Here is an 18,021-nt window from a genome sequence, read left to right as displayed (position 1 = left end):
CCCCCCGATGATCCTCCGGCACGCGCCCCTGGCGCCGGCGTGCCGGCCGTCGCGCGCCGGAGACCAGGGACCCGCAGATGTCCGCCCTCTCGATCCTCGACGTTTCCGCGGTGCGTGCCGCCCCGGTGGCCCGCGAGCCCTACCCGTACACGCTTGGTACCAACGTCCTGAACCCGGACGCCATCGAGGCAATCCGGCGCGACTTCCCGGACATCGCCAAGCCCGGCTACCTCACGGTGGATGAAGTCGCCCTCAAGGGCCGGTTCAAGGCGCTGATCGACGAACTGGAGAGCGACGCGTTCTCGGAGATCCTCGGCGAGAAGTTCGGCATCGATCTCGTCTCCTGTCCGCGGCTGACCACGATCATGCGGAAGAGCCAGCTGAAATACGGTTCGATCCACACCGACGGCCCGTCGAAGGTGCTGACGCTGCTCGTATACATGAACGACGCCTGGGACGCCCCGGCCGCCGGACGCCTGCGTGTGCTCTACGACGGCCGCAACTACGCGCCCTTCGCCGTGGAGGTTCCCCCAACCATGGGGACGATGTTCGCGTTCCTGCGGGCCGACAATTCCTGGCACGGCCACGAGCCCTTCGAGGGTGAGCGCCGGGTGGTGCAGGTCGCTTGGCTCAAGGACGCCGCGGAACTGGAGCGCAAGCGCAAGCGCAACCGCACCGCCCAGTTCCTGAAAGGGATCTTCGGACGCTGAGCGACACGACAGTTCCCCATAGCCCTTTGTTCGGGCATCCTTTTCCCCATCATCTTGGCGACCGAATCGGCGTCGGATGCCTGGATCAGGGGGTAAGGATGGGTGCGGTCGTGCTGGCCGATCCGGGTGATGAACCCCGTACCGGCTCCAAGCGCCGCTTCGTCGTGCCCGCGTTCCTCGTTCTCGGCTGGGCCGGGCTTTTCGCCTACAGCGCGATCTACCTCACCGAGGACATGCCGTTCCGGACGCAGCCGGCCGAAACCCGGCCCGCTCCGGCCCCGAAGCCCCAGGGCCGTCGGGTCGTGATGCTCGACGCGCTCGACGAGGCCGCACCAGCGGTGCAGGGCCTGGATGCCGCGCTTCCGGTGGCCTCGCCCGGTGTTCGGAGCCCTGCGGATCCAGGCGCGCAGGCGGCGATCGTTCCCCCGGCGGCACCGGTATCCCCGAGGCAAGCGAGCCCGGCCAATCCCGACTATGCCGGCATCTGGGGGCCAACCGCAGATGCCTGCTCGGCACGCTCCCGACGCAGGGGCTACATCCCGGCCACCATCACGCCGGAGCGAGCCCGGGCCGGCCGCACCATCTGCAATTTCCACGACGGCCACCGCGTCGGCAACGCCTGGGTGGTCGCCGCCGAATGCAGCGACCGCGGCCGGCACTGGTCCTCGCAGGTGCGGCTCGTGGTCGAAGGCGACCGCCTCACCTGGTCGAGCGGGCGCGGCACAGCGGCCTACGTGCGCTGCGGGCGGCGCGGCGGCTGATTATCGCGTTTCGTATCGCGGTCGGACCGCTCCGGCTGATGCGCCCCAAGTCAGGACTTGGGTTTGCTCCTGAAGCGAGCGAGCAACTCACCCGTCAGGCCAGCCCGATCGTCCGTTCCCCGGCGGCGTTCAGAACGATCCGCGCTGCGGCCCGGCTCGGCGTGTCGTCGCCGGAGAGCCGCATCATTCCGTCGATCCGGGCAAGCGCGTCGCTCTGCGCGTCGCGCTCCGGGCCGCCCGCCAGCAGCGGCAGAAGGGCCTCGGCCAAGTGCTCGGGCGTGCAATCGGCCTGGACGAATTCCGGCATGGCGTTGTCGGCCAGGATCAGGTTCGGCAGCACGATGCTGGGCACCTGGATCAGGCGGCGGGCAATGAACTCCTCCGCGCGTGAGACCTTGTAGGCCACAACCATCGGGACGCCCGACAGCGCCAGTTCCAGCGTGACGGTGCCGGAGGCCGCGAGCGCCGCCCGGGCCCCTCGGAACGCGGCATATTTCGGCGCCTCGCCGGTCAGCACCTGAACGGGAACCGGCCAGTTCAGAGCCAGCCGCTCGATCAGGGCCCGGTGGCGGGTCACGGCCGGCAGGACAGCCTCCACCTCGATGACGCGGGAGACAAGCTCCAACGCCCGCCCGAACACCGGCATCAGCCGGTCGATCTCTGCCCGGCGGGAGCCCGGCAGGACCACGAGGCGGTAGGGGACCGCCGCCCGCCGCCGGACCTCCGTCGCGGACGGGCGCAAGTCCGGAAACCGCTCGATCAACGGGTGGCCGACATAGGTGCAGGGCGGGCCTCCGAGGCGCAAATGCGCGTCCGGCTCGAACGGCAGCAACGCCATCACGTGGTCGATGAAGCCGCGCATGCCCTTGGCCCGCCATGGCCGCCAGGCCCAGACACTCGGCGACACGTAATCGACGATGGGGATGCCGGGCGCCGCCTTCCGGACCCGCTGGGCGACCGCGTGGGTGAAGCCCGGGCTGTCGATGATCACCAGGACGTCGGGCCGGGCCCGCACCACCGCGGTCGCGGTCTCGCGAATGCGCCGCAGCAGCGTCCGAGCCCGGGCGAGCACCGGCAGGTAACCCATGACGGCGACGTCATCGAGGGGGAACAGGGAGGTGAACCCCTCCTCGGTCATGGCCTCGCCGCCGACGCCGCCGAACACGGTCCCGGGCGCCGCAGCGCGCAGCGCACGCATCAGCTTGGCACCGAGTTGATCCCCGGAATCCTCGCCGGCCACCAGCCAGATTTTCTTCGATGCGGACACGGGAGCGGCGCTCATGGCGCGGTCCCGTAGCCGACCAGGAACAGGCCGAGGCGGTCGGCCTCCGCAGCAGTGGCGGCCCGGTCGATCACGAGGGTGCCGCCGGCTTCCAGCGCGAGGCCAACGCAGCCGGCCGCGGCGGCGTTGCGCACGGTCCGGGGGCCGATCGCCGGCAAATCGATGCGCAAGTCCTGGCCGAGCTTCGGCGCCTTGACCAGCACGGTCGCGGGCAGCGCCCGCCCCCGCCCGAACGGCTTGCGCCCGAGCGCCCGGGCGCGGGCGAGCATGCGGTCGGTGCCCTCCGGCCCCTCGACGGCGATCACCCGCTCGCCGGAGACCGCCACCGCCTGCCCGAGATCGTAGGGCGAGAGCGCGTCGAGCACCCCGCGCGCGGTGCGGATCGACAGGCCGGCATCCATATCGGGACCCAGGCGTCCGAGCCGGCCCACCGGGCAGAGTAGGTCCGGCGCGGCCTCGTGGACGCCGAGCACCCGGTGGCCCTCCTCCTCGACCAGCGCCAGGGCGGCGCGCAGGAGCCGGTCGTCGCCGCCGCCGGCGATCGCGCGCAGGGTCTCGCGATTTCGCAAGGCCGCACCGGCATTGAGGAGCGCCGCTGGGCTCGGCCGAGACACGCCGCCGGCCGGGACCATCACGGCCGGCCCCCATCGGCGCAGCAGCTTGAGGATCGCTGCGAGATCGAGGAGGTCGACGGTGGCGTCGGCCCGGGCGCGCAGGGACCGCTCGGTAAATCCGCGGAGCGCGATCAGCCGGAACGGCCGGTCTGTCCGGTTCAACGACTCGGCGACCAGCTCCGGCAGCCGGCCGGCGCCGGCGATCAGGACGAGTGTGCCCTCGGGCAGCGGCGCGGCATCGGCCATGGCGGAGGGCTCAGGCCGCCCCGATCGGAACCGGAAGCTCGCGGGGCGTGCAGATCGAGCGCTTCCCGCCCGCCCGGATGAAGGCAAGGATCTCGGACACGGCGGCGTGGGACTCGAAGGTCACGGCGACGTCCTCGACCCGCTCCATCAGCGTACCTTCCGGCGCGAACAGCAGCCGGTAAGCCCTGCGCAGCGCGTGGATGTCTTCCCGAGCGAAGCCCCGGCGCTGCAGACCGATGATGTTGAGCCCGGACAGGTAGGCGCGGTTGCCGAGCACCATGCCGTACGGGATGCAGTCGTTCTCCAGGCCGGAGAGGCCGCCCACGAAGGCGTGCGCCCCGACCCGCGCGAACTGGATCACGGCGGCGCCGCCCCCCAGGATCGCGTAATCGCCGACGCTGCAATGGCCGGCCAGCATCACGTTGTTGGAGAAGATGACGTGGTCGCCCACCCGGCAATCGTGCCCGACATGGGAATTGGCCAGGAAGGTGCAGTGATCCCCGACCGAAGTTTCGAGGCCGCCCCCGCTGGTGCCGGGGTTCATGGTCACGCCCTCGCGGATCAGGCAGTCGGAGCCCACCGTCAGCGTCGAGGCCTCGCCCCGATATTTCAAATCCTGCGGCTGGTGACCGATGGAGGCGAACGGGAAGATCCGGGTGCGGGGGCCGATCGTGGTTCGGCCAGCAAGGACCACATGGCTGAGGAGCTCGCACCCCTCCCCTAGCACCACCTCTGGGCCGACGTGGCAGAACGGGCCGATCCGCACGCCGTCCCCGATCTCGGCGCCGGATTCGATCACGGCGCTCGGGTGGATGAAGGCGTCGCTCACTCCGTCACCAGCATGGCGCCGATCTCGGCCTCCGCCACCAGCACGCCGTCGACCCGGGCCTCACCCCGGAACCACCACATGGTCCGGCGGTGATTCATCTTCTTCATGTGAAAGCGCACCTGGTCGCCGGGGGTGACCGGCTTGCGGAACTTGCACTTGTCGATGGTCATGAAGAACACCTGCTTGGTGCGCAGCTCATCCGTCCGGATGTGGCGGCAGCAGATCGCGCCGGCGGTCTGGGCCATGCCCTCGATCAGCAGGACGCCTGGGAAGACCGGCATTCCGGGGAAATGCCCCATGAATTGCGGCTCGTTGGCGGTGACGTTCTTGATGCCGACGCAGGATTCGTCGCGATCGATCTCGACGATGCGGTCGATCATCAGGAACGGGTAGCGGTGCGGCAGCAGCTCCAGCAACGTCTGGATGTCGGCTGTGCCCAGCTCCTCGTCGGTGTCGCGCGCCGCCTCGCTCATCGAATCCCGTACCTTGCGTCACCGCCATCGGGCGGACCGATATCCGCCCGCCATGACGGGCGGACGCCCTCTTCGGAAGAAATCGGCGGAAGCGCAAGGGTTTCCCGGCACCGGGCTACGATCAGACGGCGTCCGAAGGCGGATCCTTCTCCGCATCCTTGCCCGAGCGCTCGGCCAGGCGCGCCAGCGTCGTCAACTCCCGGAACCACGCCCGCACCGGCTTGGCCGGGGTGCCGCCCCAGCGGCTGCCCGGCGGGACGTCGCGGTTTACGTTGGACGAGCCGGCGATCTGGGCGCCACGGCCGATGCGCAGGTGGCCGACCACGCCGACCTGGCCGCCGAGCACCACGTAATCCTCCAGCGTGGTCGAGCCCGAGATGCCGACCCCGGAGACGATCACGCAATGGCGGCCGATGACGACGTTGTGGGCGATCTGGACCAAGTTATCGATCTTGGTGCCCTCGCCGATCACCGTATCGCGCGAGGCGCCCCGGTCGATCGTGGTGTTGGCGCCGATCTCGACATCGTCCTGGACGATCACCCGGCCGATCTGCGGCACCTTGAGGTGCGTGGCGCCCATGGCGAAGCCGAAACCGTCCTGTCCGAGCCGGGCACCGGGATGCAGGATAACCCGGTTGCCGAGGAACGCGTGGCTCAGGGTCGTGCCGGCGCCGATGGAGCAATCGCGCCCGATCCGGACGCCGGGGCCGATCACCGCGTTCGGGCCGATGACGCTCCCGGACCCGATCTCCGCCCCCGGCCCGACGACGGCGCCGGGATCGACAGTAACCCTCTCCTCCAGCCGCGCTTCCGGGTGGACATGGGCGCCCGGAGCGATGCTGCGGCCGCCGAACTGAGAACCGGGACGCAGGGCGTCCGGGTGCAGGCGGCCGAGCAGGGCAGCGTAGGCGCGGTACGGGTCGCGGCTGACCAGCGCAACGGTCCCGGCCGGACAGCGCGCCGCGAAGCGCGGGCTTACCAGGCAGGCGCCGGCGCGGGTCGCAGTGAGCGCGTCGCCGTAGCGGGCATTGTCCATGTAGGCGAGGTCGTTCGGCCCGGCGCTCTCGAGCGGGGCCGCGGCGGCGAGCCGGTATTCCGGGTCCGCACCCTCGGGCAGGGACGCACCGGCGGCGGCGGCGACATCGGCGAGGGTGAGGAAGCCGGTCGCGGCGAAGAAATCGGGATCTGACATGCAGGGCAACGCGCCGGCCGGAGAAATCCGGCCAGCGCGTGTGGCTTTTATCAGAACCGCGAGCCGCCGGAGAAGCGGAACGCCTGGGTCTGATCCTTGCCGATATGGCCGACCTTGCCGAGCAGCGGCACGTAGACCGATTGGCCCTCGTCCTTCGTCAGGGCGTAGGCGTAGTCGAACCGGATCGGGCCGAGCGGCGAGTTCCACAGGATGGACGCGCCGATCGAGGAGCGGATCGCAGCCGTGTCGCGGACGTTCACACATTCCGGCTCGACGCCGATGTTGAATGCGGAGAAGTTGCACTTCCCAGTCTGGGGCGAGATGCCGTTGATGAAGCCGTCGCCGTTCACGTTGAAGTTACGCCGTCCGCTATAGCCGAACAGCGTGCCGGCATCGGCGAAGACCGCGCCCTTCAGGCCCAGATCCCGCGGGATGAGGGGCAGCGGGAACTGCACTTCGAGGGTACCGCCGATATAGGTGGAACCGCCGATGGCGTTGGAGCGGGCGTCGGCGATGCCGACGTCGCGCGGGCCGATGCCGTTCGGCGCGAAGCCGCGGACCAGCGACGGGCCGAGGAAGAACTCGTCGGTGACGCGCAGCGGCTTGCCGTCGATGGCGTTGATGTGACCGCCCTGGAACCGGACGAACCCGATCACGTCTTCGAACAGCTCCTTGTAGTAGCGCGCATCCGCGGTGACGCGGAAGAACTTCGAGTCGCCGCCCAGGCCGGCCACGTCGGGCTTCAGCTCGGCGTAGAGGCCGTTGCGCGGTGCGCCGACCACGTCGAGGGTCGAGTAGGCGAGCGTCAGGCCGGCCAGCGAGGTCAGCGTATTGCCCTGCGAGCCCTTGATGGCGATCGACGCTTCGCCGTCATACGCGCAGTTCGGGTAGACCGACTGGCCGCCGATGTTGCGGCCGCTGTTCGGGTCGATCGTGCCGCCCGCGTAGGTGGCGGTGTAGCCCGGGATCGGCGTCGAGCAGTCGTTGTACGGCCGCTTGAGGGTATTCGGGACCTTCAGCTCGGTGTTGTACAGCGAGTAGCGCAGGGTGATGCCGAACTCCTCGGTGATCGGCAGGCCGAGGCGCAGCTGGCCGCCATACACCGTGGTCTCGTAGCGCGAGTACCGGGTCAGGTCGGAGTACTTGTAGAAGGCGTCGAAGCCGGCGGCGAGCCGGTAGCCGAGGAAGTACGGCTCGGTGAACGAGAAATCGACGCCGCGCGAGTACTGGCCGCCCGTGCCGGCGAGGCGGACATACTGGCCGCGGCCGAGGAAGTTGGACTCGGAGACCGAGACCTCGCCGATGATGCCGTCCTGGGTGGAGTAGCCGCCCGCCACCGAGAACGAACCCGTGGGCTGATCCTCGACATCGATGTTGATGACCACGCGGTCGGCAGCGGAGCCGGGCTCGTTGGAGAACCGGACCTTCTTGAAGAAGCCGAGGCCGTTCAGGCGCCGCTCGGCCCGATCGGTCAGCACGCGGTTGTAGGCATCGCCCTCGGCGATATCCAGCTCGCGGCGGATGACGTAGTCGCGGGTGCGGGTGTTGCCGCGGATGTTGATGCGCTCGACGTAGACGTGCGGGCCGTCCTCGACCACGAAGCCCAGCGAGACCTGGTGGGTCGCGGGATCGCGCTGGCCGGTCGGGCGGACCTGGGCGAACGGATAGCCGGCGCGGTTGACCTCGCGGGTGACGTTGTTGAGCGTCCGCTCCACGTCGTCGGCGTTGTAGACGTCGCCCACCGCGGCGGTGATGTTGCTGTCGAGCTTGGCGGTGTCGATGCCGGGCAGGCGGGAATCCACCGCCACAGCGCCGACCTTGTACTGCTCACCCTCGTTGACCGTGATGGTGATGACGTAGCCCGAGCTGTCGGCCTCGACGTAGCGGGCGTCGGCGCTGACCACCTGGAAGTCGGCGTAGCCGTTCTTCAGGTAGTAGCGGCGCACCTGGTCCAGGTCGGTGGTGATGCGATCCGGATCGTAGACGTCGGAGGTCTTGATGAACGACAGGAAGTTCATCTCGGAGGAGCTCATCAGCCCCTTCAGGGTCCGCTCCGAGTAGGCGTTGTTGCCGACGAAGTTGATCGAGATGATGCCGGTCTTGTCGCCCTCGTCGACCTGGTAGATCACGTCGACCCGGCCGTTCGGCAGGTCCACGGTCCGGTAGGTGACCTTGGCGGTGCCGCGGCCGAAGCGCTTGTAGACGTCGCGGATGCGGGCGAGGTCGGCGTTGACGATGGCCTCGCTGTAGGGGCCCCGCGCCTTGGCCTCGACGATGCCCTCGAGCGTCGCCTTCTCGACCTTCTTGTTGCCCTCGAACACGACCCGGTTGATCAGGTTGTTCTCGCGGACGGTGACCACCGTGCGACCGCCGGACTGGGCGACCTTCACGTCCGAGAACATGCCGCTGGCGAGCAGGTTGCGCCGGGCCTCCTCGGCGGAGCCGGACGCCGTCCCGGTCACGTAGGACCGGATCGTGTCGGCATCGACGCGCTGGTTGCCCTGGACGACGATCTGCTGCGCCTGAGCGGCACCGCTCAGGACCAGGCCCGCACCGGCGGCGACTAGGACGATGGTCTTCCGCACCGACTTACGTCGGGGCTTCCCCGTCAACGACATCATGCAATCGCCCGTTTCTGTTCTGGTCGCGGGGGTTAGCCCGTCACAGGCGACCGTTGACCGGTCGTCCTGTCACCCTGGTCCAAGCGTGGCTTCAGGTCCAAGCGTAGCTCTTAGCGGGATTCCCCTGCCAAGCAAACGCGCGGGAGGCCATCGTCAGGGGATTTTGGGGGGTCGTGGCCTTCGCGCCACTTAACGGAGGGCGGACCACGCGGGCAAAGCCCCAATCATGGTGAATGGCCCGTAAATCTCTGAGACTACACCTGTTTTCGCGCCCGCCAATGCTGGCATTAACGCTGTTTTAAGCACCGCCCGGGGCGGCTTCGGGGCAGTCTCCGGGCGGTATCGCGGCGGGATTAGGGCACCGATTCCGGTGGAGACCGGACCGGTGCCCGCGCGGGATCCCCGGATCAGGTGTTCCGCCAGGACGCGCCGAGGTTGAGGATGTCGTTCCACGCAGCGAACAGCATCAGCATCAGGACCAGCGCGAGGCCGATCCGGAACCCGATCTCCTGGGCGCGCTCGCTGAGCGGACGACCGCGGACGACCTCGAAGGCGTAAAACAACAGGTGCCCGCCATCGAGAAGCGGCACCGGAAAGAGGTTCAAGAGGCCAATCGAGACCGAGAGCAGCGCGATGAGGCCGACAAGCCCTCCGACGCCGCCGTTCTTGGCGACCTCGCCGGAGACCCGGGCGATGCCGATCGGACCCGACAGCTGATCGGCCGATTCCCGTCCGGTTGCGAGCTTGCTCAGGTAGGAGAAGGTCCGCTCCACCACGAAGTAGGTCTCGCGCACGCCGAGATCGAGGGAATCGAGCGCTCCGTACCGGACCAGCCGCGCCTCCGACCCGGCCGGCGAGCGGATGCCGAGCCGGCCGATCCGGTGGCGGCCGAAGGGCGTCTTCTCCTCGTAGGTGGCGGGCGTCGCCTGGATGGTGATCGGTTGCTCGGCCCGCTCCACCGTGAAGGTCAGCGGTGTGCCGGCACTGCCGGTCACGGTGCGGTACATGGCGTTGAAGTCGCCGATCTTCTCGCCGTCGATGGCAGTGATCACGTCGCCGGGCTGGAAGCCGGCCTGGGCTGCGACGCTGCCGGGTTCCACGGAGGAGACCCGGGCGGGCAGCTCGTAGCGCCCGGCCAGCCAGATCGCTCCGGCAAAGAGCAGGATCGCCAAGATGAAATTCGCCACGGGTCCGGCGGCGACGATCGCGGCGCGCTTGGCCACGGGCTGGGTCGGGAAGCTGATCGCCTGCTCGTGCGGGGACATCCGGGCGATCGTCTCCGGATCCGGCATGCTGGCGCCGTTGGCGTCACCGTGGAACTTGACGTAGCCGCCGAGCGGGATGGCGCAGAGCTTCCAGCGGGTGCCACGCCGGTCGTTGAACCCGACCAGTTCCGGTCCGAAGCCGAGGGAGAAGGCGTGCACGCCGACCCCGCACCAGCGGCCGACCAGGAAGTGGCCCATCTCGTGGACGAAGACCACCACGGTGAGCACGAACAGGAACGGGATCACGGCTCCGAAGAAGCCGCCGGCGGTCCCGCCCATCGCGTTGAGAAAGTCCATAAGCCGATCCCTGGCCGTCTCTGCACCGGCTTCTCAGGCCGGCCATCCGGCCGGTCTAGCAGATCGGTGCGGTTGACCGCCAACGCAATCCTCCGGGCCTGACGCGGGTGGTCGCGGGGCGCACATCGCGACAGACGATCCCCGATATCCTCGGGCCTACGCAGTGCAAGCCGTCAGTGTCCCCCGCCCCCGCCAGCCGCCGCGCGGGGCCGGCGGATCAGCGGCACAGCGCAGGCCATCGCCAGGAACAGGACCGTCAGCGCCAGGAACACGTCCTCGAAGGCCATGACGAGGCCCTGGATCCGGACCGTGTTGGACATGGCCTTGAGCGCCATGCCGGGGGCCGCGCTGCCGTAGGAGTCGAATCCGCGCTGCATGGAGTCGAGGCGCTCCAGGGCGGCGGTGTTGGCCCAGGTGAAGCGCTCGTGGAGCCGGGCGAGATGCAGGTCCCAGCGGGCGTTCAGCACGGTGTTGATCAGAGCCAGGCCGACCGCGCCGCCGAGGTTGCGGGTGAGGTTGTAGAGCCCGGAGGCATTCTTCATCCGGGCCGGCGGCAGGGTGCCGAGCGCGATGTTGTTGATTGGGATCATGCACAGCATCAGCGAGCAGCCGCGCAGCACTTGCGGCCACAGCAGCTCCAAGAAATCCCAGTCCTTCGTAAGGCCGGTGACGATCCAGGTGCCGCAGGCGAAGCCCACGAAGCCGATCCCCATCATGATCCGCGGATCGACCTTGCCGGACAGCCGGCCGGCGATCGGCGCCGTGGCGAACATGCACAGGCCCGAGACGAACATGGTCTCGCCGATCATCAGCGCCGAGTAGCCGCGCACCCGGGCGAGGTAGACCGGGTAGATGTAGGTCAGCCCGTACAGGCCGATGCCGAGCACGAAGCTCGCGACGCAGCCGCTGGCGAAGTTGCGGTCGGAGAAGGCGCGCAGGTCGACGATCGGCTGCCTGGCCGTGAACACACGCCAGAAGAACAGCAGTCCCGAGACCCCGCAGACCACCGCGCAGGCGAAGACCGCCTCGTCCTGCAGCCAATCGTGGTTCGGACCCTCCTCGAGGACGTATTCGAGGCAGCCGAGGAAACCCGCCATGAACGCGAGGCCGGCCCAGTCGAACGACTTCAGCAGGTCGTAGTTCGGCTTATCGAAATCGATCAGGATCCAGGTGGAGACCGTCACGACGATGCCGGGCACGACGTTGATCAGGAACAGCCAATGCCAGGACATCAGGTCGGTGAGATAGCCGCCGATCGTCGGCCCGATGGTTGGCGCCAGCGTCGCCACCAGACCGATCATCGGCGACACGATGGTGCGCTTGGACGGTGGGAAGATCGTGAACGCGGCGGCGAACACGGTCGGGATCATGCCGCCGCCGATGAAGCCCTGCGCGGCGCGCCAGACGATCATCTCGGAGATCGACGAGGAGGTCGCGCACATCACGCTCATCAGCGTGAAGCCGCCCGCCGAGATCGCGAACATCCAGCGCGTCGAGAGCACCCGCGACAGGGTACCCGACAGCGGAATCGAGATGACCTCGGCGATCAGGTAGCTGGTCTGGACCCAGGGGATCTCGTCCCCGGAGGCCGAAAGGCCGGCCTGGATCTCGTTGAGGGAGGCCGAGACGATCTGGATGTCCAGGATCGCCATGAACATCCCGAACACCATGCAGAAGAACGCCACCATGCGGCGGCGGTCCATCGGCGGCTCGGCGGCCGGGGCTCCGGCCGGGATGGCGGCGGCGGTGGCGGCCATGGTCGGGCTCAGCGGCTTGCCGCGTCGAACCGCCGGTTCGCGGCCTGGTCGAGGACCGAGCGGTCGGTGCCGGTCCGGGTATCGACCCGCACCTCGGCCGAGAGGCCGGGCCGCAGCAGCCCCTCGCGGGAGATCTCATCGGGCACGCGCACCCGCACGGGCAGGCGCTGGACGATCTTGGTGAAGTTGCCGGTGGCATTGTCCGGCGGCAGCAGGCTGAACACCGAACCGGAGGCCGGCGAGAACGATTCGACCACCCCGTGGATCTCGCGATCGGGGTAGGCGTCCACCGTCACGATCACCGGCTGGCCCGGGCGCATGCGCTGCACCTGCGTCTCCTTGAAGTTCGCGTCGATGCGCACGCTCTGGAGCGGGACCAGGGCCGCGACCCGGGTGCCCGGCGCCACATAGGCGCCAGCCTCGACCGCCTTGTTGCCGACCACGCCGTCGAACGGGGCGCGGATCACCGTGAAGTCGAGGTCGCGCCGGGCGCGGTCGACCGCGGTGCGCAACTCGGCCGACAGGCGCTCCGCCTCGCGCTTCTGGGCCTGGAGCACGTCGACGTTGGCCCGGGCCGCCAGCAGCCCGGCCTCCATGCCCTTCACGGAAGCCTCGGTCCGGTCCCGGTCGGCGCGGGCCTGGTCGATCCGCGACTTGGCGACGTAATCCGCCTGCATCTGGGTCGCCCGGGCGAAGTCGGCCTGGGCGCGAACGGCATCGGCGCGGCTCGCGTCGATCTGGGCGGAGGCCTGGGCGACCTGCGCCTGCGCGGCCTCGACCTGCCGCCCGATCCGTACGATCGTGCTCTCCTGCGTGGCGAGCTTGTCCTGCGCGGCCTGGAGCGCGAGGCGATAATCGCCGTCGTCGAGCTTGGCGATCACGTCGCCCTTCTTGACCGAGAGGCCGTTCACCACGGGCACGGATTCGAGATAGCCGGAAACCTTGGCGGCCAGGACCGAGATATCGGCCTGCACATAGGCGTCGTCGGTCGAAATGAAGAACCGCCCTACGCTCCACCATTGCCAGCCCTCGTAGCCGCCGCCGGACAGGGCTGCAGCCAGAACTCCCAGAAGCACCATGCGCCGGAGCGGGCGCTTCCTGGCCGGTCCGGGTTCCTGAACGATCGGGGCCGTCGTGGACATCACGGCGGGACGGGGCTGAACGGTCGCCGGTGCGGGCCCTTCGGCACGCTCCTCGTCCGATGGCTCGCTGTGCGCACCGGACCGGTCGCCATCCTCGCGTAGGGACATCGTACGCCTCTGACCTGATGACCGAACCGTTCGGTCAACACAACGGACGTGCCTTGACGCACGTCGAATCTCACTTCAGGGTAAATTGACCGAACGGTTCGGTCAAGGGAAACGGCGTGTTGGACGCGGAGTGGGTGATGATTCAGGGCGCGGTGCTGGAACGGGGATCGTCACCGATCGAAAGCGACAAGCGGCGACAGATCCTCGACGGCGCGCGCACGGTCTTCCTAGCGGCGGGGTTCGACGGAGCCAGCATGGGCGAGGTCGCCCGGGCGGCCGGCGTCTCGAAGGGCACGCTCTACGTCTACTTCGACAGCAAGGAGGATCTGTTCGAGGCGCTGATCATCCGGGAGAAGAGCAGCCTGGCCGAGGCCCTGTTCACCCTGGACGCCGACGATCCCGACGTGCCGGCCGTGCTGACGAAACTCGGCGCCAGCTTCCTGACCGAGATGGGTCGGCCGGAGCACGTGGCGGTGGTCCGTATGGTGATCGGCGCCTGCGAGAAATTCCCGCGCTTCGGACAGGCCTTCTACGAGGCCGGTCCGGCCTGCGGCGTGGCGCGGCTGTCTAGCTATCTGGACGCCCAGGTGCGGGCCGGCCGGCTCCGCGTCGCCGACACCGAACTCGCGGCAAGGCACTTCCTGCACCTCTGCCAGGCCGGCCAGATGACGCGGCTGCTCTTTGCGGCCGGCGATGCGGCGGGCGCGGCCGAGATCCGATATCAGGTCGACGGCGCAGTCCGGGTGTTCCTGGCCGGGTATGGGCCGGAGCGGTAGGGCGGGTCGATGTCGCGGGTCTCCGCGCGCATATTGTCCAGCATCGAAGGCTTGCCGGGTCCGATCCGCACGGTTTAAACATGTATACCGAAAGAAGAATATTGAATTAGTTTGATTATAAACTGGCGCTGCCGACACGGACCTCGATCGGGGCACGATGAGGCTTGGGGCAAAGATCCCGAGGCCGGACGGCGCATGCGATGCTGCACCCGGTGACCCGGGCAAGCGACGCCGAGGTCGGGCTGCGTCTGGGCGGGTCCCTGGCGGGCGTTCGCCCCCTCGCGCCGTTCTTCTGCCTGTACATGACCTTCGGGGCGACCCTCGGATTCCTCGCCGGCGGAGCGCCGCTGATCCTGCGGGTCCGGGGGCTCGATCTCGCCGAAGTCGGATTGTTGCAGCTCATCAACCTGCCGGTGGGCCTGACCTTTTTGTGGGCCGGTGCCATCGACCGGATCCGCCTGCCGTTCCTCGACCACCGGGTCGGATGGATCGTCGCCGCACAGGGCGTGACGGTCCTGCTGCTGGGCGTCCTGAGCTTCGGCGAGCACTGGCCGGTGTCGGCGCTGCTCCTGCTGGCGATCGCGGCCTGCGCCTGCGTCGCCACCATGGACATCGCCCTGGAGGCCCTGGTCGTTGAGACGATCCCGGCGGAGCGACGGGCGTTCGTCGCCTCGGCCAAGCTCTGCGGGGCGTCCCTCGGCGGCATCCTCGGCGTGGGCGTCCTGGTCGGCTCTTACGATATCCTTGGATGGCGGGTTGCCGTTCTCGCCTGCGCCGCGCTCGACGCCCTCTGTCTCCTGCCGATCCTCGGCTACCCGGAGGCCCGGCTCCGCGGGTCCGGCGGTCTGCCGGAACGGTGGTCGGGGTCGTTCGCCCGCCTGCGCGCCCTCGGCGCGCGGATCCTGGTACTCGGCTCCTACTTCGCCGCCGCCTACCTCCTGTCGGGGCCGAACACGCTGGCGCTGCTCGATCTCGGCGTGCCGCTCGCGCAGGTCGGCTTTCTCACCGGCACGGTGCTGCCGGCGATCAACCTCGTCATGGCGCTTGTCGCGGGCGGCCTCGCCGCACGTTTCGGCACGGCCCGGCTGATCGCCATCGGGGCGGTCGGCGTCCTCGCCTCCGGCGGCGTGATGGCATCCGCCTGTGCCGCCGGCGCAGTGGATGTTGCGGTCGCGGCGACCATCCTGAACTTCGTCTGCGGTGGGATCCTGGGCGTGCCGGTGTTCAACATGATCTACCGCTGGGCGCAGGGGCCGAGGCCGGCCACGGACTATGCGCTGCTGTTCGGCGCAGCATTCTTCGCGGCGATGCCGCTCCGGGTCGCCGCCCCGGCTCTGGCCGAGTGGATCGGGTGGCCCTCCTATTTCGGAGCCGCGCTGCCGATCTACGCCGCCGCGGTGGCGGCGCTGGTGGTGACGGTCGATCGGACCCTGCGGGCCGACGGAGTTGGGGCACGATGATCGCCGAGATCGCCGCATGCGTCCCGGCCTCCCTGGAGGCGTACCGGGGCGGCGTCGCCGTCGGGCCCGGCGGTCCCACGGCGCTTCCCGTCGCCGCGCTGCGCGAGCCGGCCGTGTTCGACGCGACGCTGGCAACCTTCGGAGCCGGATACGGGGCCGCCGACCGGCGCGTCCTGGTCTCGTACTGGAGCCAGTTCTACCTGGCAGCTCTCGCGACACCGGCCCTGACCGCCCTGATCCGCCTCGGGCGCCCGCTGCCGCTGGGCTTCGACACGACACGTCTCGAACTCGACGATGCCGGCCGGCCCGCCCGCCTCCTGGTCCCGGCGGAGACCCCGGATTGCCGGTCGTCGGATTGCGCGTCCGGCCTGGCGGGTCTGGTCGAGGGGCACCTGAGCCCGTTCGTCGAGATGTGCCACGCCCGATGCGGCATCGCCCCCCGGGTCCTGTGGGGGAACGCCGCGGTGATCCTCGACTACGTCGCCGGAGAACTCGGCGGCGCAGATGAACTGGCCTGCACGGCCGCCGCCACCGGGCGCGGATGGCGCGGTCCGCTCGCCTGCGGTAGGAACCCCCTCGCGCAGGCCCTGTGCGCGGATGCGTCGGGCTGCCGGCGCCGGCGAGTCTGCTGCCTGCGCCACCGCCTTCCGGGCGTCCCGTCCTGCGGGGCGCTCTGCCCCCTCGAACGCGCCACCAAGCGTTGACCCGTCCGCCATGCTGAAGGCCTTCCTCGCTTATTACAGGCCGCACCGGACGCTGTTCCTGACGGATTTCGGCTGCGCCGTGCTGTCCGGCCTGCTGGAACTCGGCTTTCCGATCGCCGTGAAGGTCTTCGTCGACCGGTTGCTGCCGCAGCAGGATTGGAGCCTGATCGTGCTGGCGGCCTGCGGCCTCGCTCTGGTCTACGTGGCCAATGCCGGCCTGATGGTGGTGGTGACCTACTGGGGCCACGTGCTCGGCATCAACATCGAGACCACGATGCGGGCTCGGGCTTTCGATCACCTGCAGAAGCTCTCCTTCCGGTTCTACGACGGGCAGAAGACGGGTCACCTCGTCGCCCGGGTGACGAAGGATCTGGAAGAGATCGGCGAGGTCGCCCATCACGGGCCCGAGGATCTGTTCATCGCCGTGATGACACTCATCGGGGCCTTCGCCCTCATGGTCTGGGTTCACCCGACCCTGGCGCTGATCACCGGTGCAATCCTGCCGGTCATCGCCTTCGTGAGCCTGCGCTACGGCGGCCGCATGACCCGGAACTGGCAGACGCAATACGGCCGGGTCGGCGCCTTCAATGCGCGCATCGAGGAGAATGTCGGCGGCATGCGGGTCGTGCAGGCGTTTGCCAACGAGCAGCACGAGCGCGCCCTGTTCGCCCGCGACAACGCCCGCTACCGGGACACCAAACTCGAAGCCTACCGGCTCATGGCGGCCAGCCTGTCGATCAACTATCTCGGCCTGCGCCTAGTCCAGATCGCAGTGCTGCTCGGCGGCGCGGCCTTCGTGGTCCGCGGCGACCTGACCGCCGGCGGCTTCGTCGGCTTCCTGCTGCTGGTCGGCGTCTTCTACCGCCCGCTGGAGAAGATCGGCGCGGTGATCGAGACCTATCCGAAGGGGGTGGCGGGCTTTCGCCGCTACCAGGACCTGCTGGCCACCGAACCCGATATCGTCGACCGGCCGGACGCCATCGATGCGGGGACCCTGCGCGGTGACATCCGCTTCGAGGGCGTGAGCTTCGGCTACGACGCGAGCCGCCCGATCTTCGCCGGGCTCGACATGGCCATCGCCGCGGGGGAGACAATCGCCTTCGTCGGCCCGTCGGGCGTCGGCAAGACGACGCTCTGCGCGTTGCTGCCGCGCTTCTACGAAGTCGCGGCGGGGCGGGTGACTTTGGACGGCATCGACGTGCGCGCCCTCACCCTCGCCTCCCTCCGGCGGCAGATCGGCATCGTTCAGCAGGACGTGTTCCTGTTCGCCGGCACGATCCGCGAGAACATCGCCTACGGACGCCTCGACGCCACCGAGGCCGAGATCGACCAGGCGGCCCGCCGCGCCCGGCTCGGCGCGCTGATCGACAGCCTGCCCACCGGGCTGGACACGGTGGTGGGCGAGCGCGGGGTGCGGCTGTCCGGGGGGCAGAAGCAGCGCATCGCCATCGCGCGGGTGTTCCTCAAGAATCCGCCCATCCTGATCCTCGACGAAGCGACCTCGACCCTCGACACGCAGACCGAGCGCGAGATCCAGCAGGCCCTGGCCGACCTCGCACAGGGCCGCACGACCCTGGTCATCGCCCATCGGCTGGCGACGATCCGCGACGCCGACCGCATCGTGGTCCTGGGTGAGGACGGCATCGTCGAGCAGGGGCGGCACGCGGCATTGCTCGATGCCGACGGCGTCTATCGCCGCCTGCACGCGGCACAGTTCGGTTCGTCTCCGGAAGGCGAATTTTCCGCGACTGCGGCGGAGTGAGGCGCAGCGTCGACGCCATCCT

The 18,021-nt window shown here is 69.2% G+C and carries 15 protein-coding genes; 6 read left to right on the top strand and 9 right to left on the bottom strand.

Going from position 1 to position 18,021, the window contains the following annotated elements; genetic code table 11:
- Positions 1-77 precede the first annotated feature (77 nt).
- Both FV242_RS12615 and FV242_RS12610 read left to right on the top strand, forming a co-directional pair.
- Positions 78-710: a 2OG-Fe(II) oxygenase gene (locus FV242_RS12615; RefSeq protein ID WP_147939172.1), complete on the top strand. Its 633-nt coding sequence runs from the start codon at positions 78-80 to the stop codon at positions 708-710.
- 98 nt (positions 711-808) lie between these two features.
- Positions 809-1,471 carry a peptidase inhibitor family I36 protein gene (locus FV242_RS12610; RefSeq protein WP_147939171.1) on the top strand — a complete coding sequence of 221 codons (663 nt, stop codon included), beginning with the start codon at positions 809-811 and terminating at the stop codon, positions 1,469-1,471.
- Positions 1,472-1,565: 94 nt separating this feature from the next.
- Here the strand turns inward: FV242_RS12610 and lpxB are convergent, their stop codons facing one another.
- The 9 genes from lpxB to FV242_RS12565 all read right to left on the bottom strand — a co-directional run bounded on the left by lpxB (position 1,566) and on the right by FV242_RS12565 (position 13,297).
- The gene (gene lpxB, locus FV242_RS12605; RefSeq protein ID WP_147939170.1) at positions 1,566-2,753 is read right to left on the bottom strand and encodes a lipid-A-disaccharide synthase; all 1,188 of its coding nucleotides are present in this window, start codon (positions 2,751-2,753) and stop codon (positions 1,566-1,568) included.
- Entirely contained in the window at positions 2,750-3,613 is an 864-nt protein-coding gene (locus FV242_RS12600; protein ID WP_147939169.1) for an LpxI family protein, read from the bottom strand. Before FV242_RS12600 ends, lpxB begins: the two co-directional genes overlap by 4 nt.
- A gap of 10 nt (positions 3,614-3,623) precedes the next feature.
- The gene (lpxA, locus tag FV242_RS12595) at positions 3,624-4,442 is read right to left on the bottom strand and encodes an acyl-ACP--UDP-N-acetylglucosamine O-acyltransferase (protein ID WP_147939168.1); all 819 of its coding nucleotides are present in this window, start codon (positions 4,440-4,442) and stop codon (positions 3,624-3,626) included.
- Positions 4,439-4,915 (bottom strand): 3-hydroxyacyl-ACP dehydratase FabZ, encoded by a 477-nt coding sequence (gene fabZ / locus FV242_RS12590; protein WP_147909823.1) that lies wholly within the window; start codon positions 4,913-4,915, stop codon positions 4,439-4,441. Before fabZ ends, lpxA begins: the two co-directional genes overlap by 4 nt.
- Positions 4,916-5,036: 121 nt before the next feature.
- Complete coding sequence (gene lpxD / locus FV242_RS12585; RefSeq protein WP_147939167.1) at positions 5,037-6,107, bottom strand: UDP-3-O-(3-hydroxymyristoyl)glucosamine N-acyltransferase; 1,071 nt, start codon at positions 6,105-6,107, stop codon at positions 5,037-5,039.
- Positions 6,108-6,157: 50 nt separating this feature from the next.
- Positions 6,158-8,728 carry an outer membrane protein assembly factor BamA gene (gene bamA / locus FV242_RS12580; RefSeq protein ID WP_147909821.1) on the bottom strand — a complete coding sequence of 857 codons (2,571 nt, stop codon included), beginning with the start codon at positions 8,726-8,728 and terminating at the stop codon, positions 6,158-6,160.
- 407 nt (positions 8,729-9,135) lie between these two features.
- Positions 9,136-10,290: an RIP metalloprotease gene (locus tag FV242_RS12575; protein ID WP_147939166.1), complete on the bottom strand. Its 1,155-nt coding sequence runs from the start codon at positions 10,288-10,290 to the stop codon at positions 9,136-9,138.
- Positions 10,291-10,463: 173 nt separating this feature from the next.
- Complete coding sequence (locus tag FV242_RS12570; protein WP_147939165.1) at positions 10,464-12,047, bottom strand: DHA2 family efflux MFS transporter permease subunit; 1,584 nt, start codon at positions 12,045-12,047, stop codon at positions 10,464-10,466.
- An 8-nt stretch (positions 12,048-12,055) separates the two neighbouring features.
- The gene (locus FV242_RS12565) at positions 12,056-13,297 is read right to left on the bottom strand and encodes an HlyD family secretion protein (protein WP_147939164.1); all 1,242 of its coding nucleotides are present in this window, start codon (positions 13,295-13,297) and stop codon (positions 12,056-12,058) included.
- 137 nt (positions 13,298-13,434) lie between these two features.
- Here FV242_RS12565 and FV242_RS12560 point away from each other — a divergent pair, with 137 nt between their 5' ends.
- The 4 genes from FV242_RS12560 (at position 13,435) to FV242_RS12545 (ending at position 17,999) form a co-directional block, all read left to right on the top strand.
- Positions 13,435-14,073 (top strand): TetR/AcrR family transcriptional regulator, encoded by a 639-nt coding sequence (locus FV242_RS12560; protein ID WP_147909828.1) that lies wholly within the window; start codon positions 13,435-13,437, stop codon positions 14,071-14,073.
- A 200-nt stretch (positions 14,074-14,273) separates the two neighbouring features.
- Positions 14,274-15,533 carry an MFS transporter gene (locus FV242_RS12555; RefSeq protein ID WP_147909817.1) on the top strand — a complete coding sequence of 420 codons (1,260 nt, stop codon included), beginning with the start codon at positions 14,274-14,276 and terminating at the stop codon, positions 15,531-15,533.
- Entirely contained in the window at positions 15,530-16,237 is a 708-nt protein-coding gene (fhuF, locus tag FV242_RS12550) for a siderophore-iron reductase FhuF (protein ID WP_147939163.1), read from the top strand. The genes FV242_RS12555 and fhuF overlap by 4 nt, the downstream gene beginning before the upstream one ends.
- Before the next feature lie 10 nt (positions 16,238-16,247).
- The gene (locus tag FV242_RS12545) at positions 16,248-17,999 is read left to right on the top strand and encodes an ABC transporter ATP-binding protein (RefSeq protein WP_147939162.1); all 1,752 of its coding nucleotides are present in this window, start codon (positions 16,248-16,250) and stop codon (positions 17,997-17,999) included.
- Positions 18,000-18,021: the final 22 nt, after the last annotated feature.

The organism is Methylobacterium sp. WL64, assembly GCF_008039945.1.
Taxonomy (GTDB): Bacteria; Pseudomonadota; Alphaproteobacteria; order Rhizobiales; family Beijerinckiaceae; genus Methylobacterium.
Note: the sequence above shows the minus strand (reverse complement) of the source record. Positions and strands in the feature narration are given on the sequence as shown.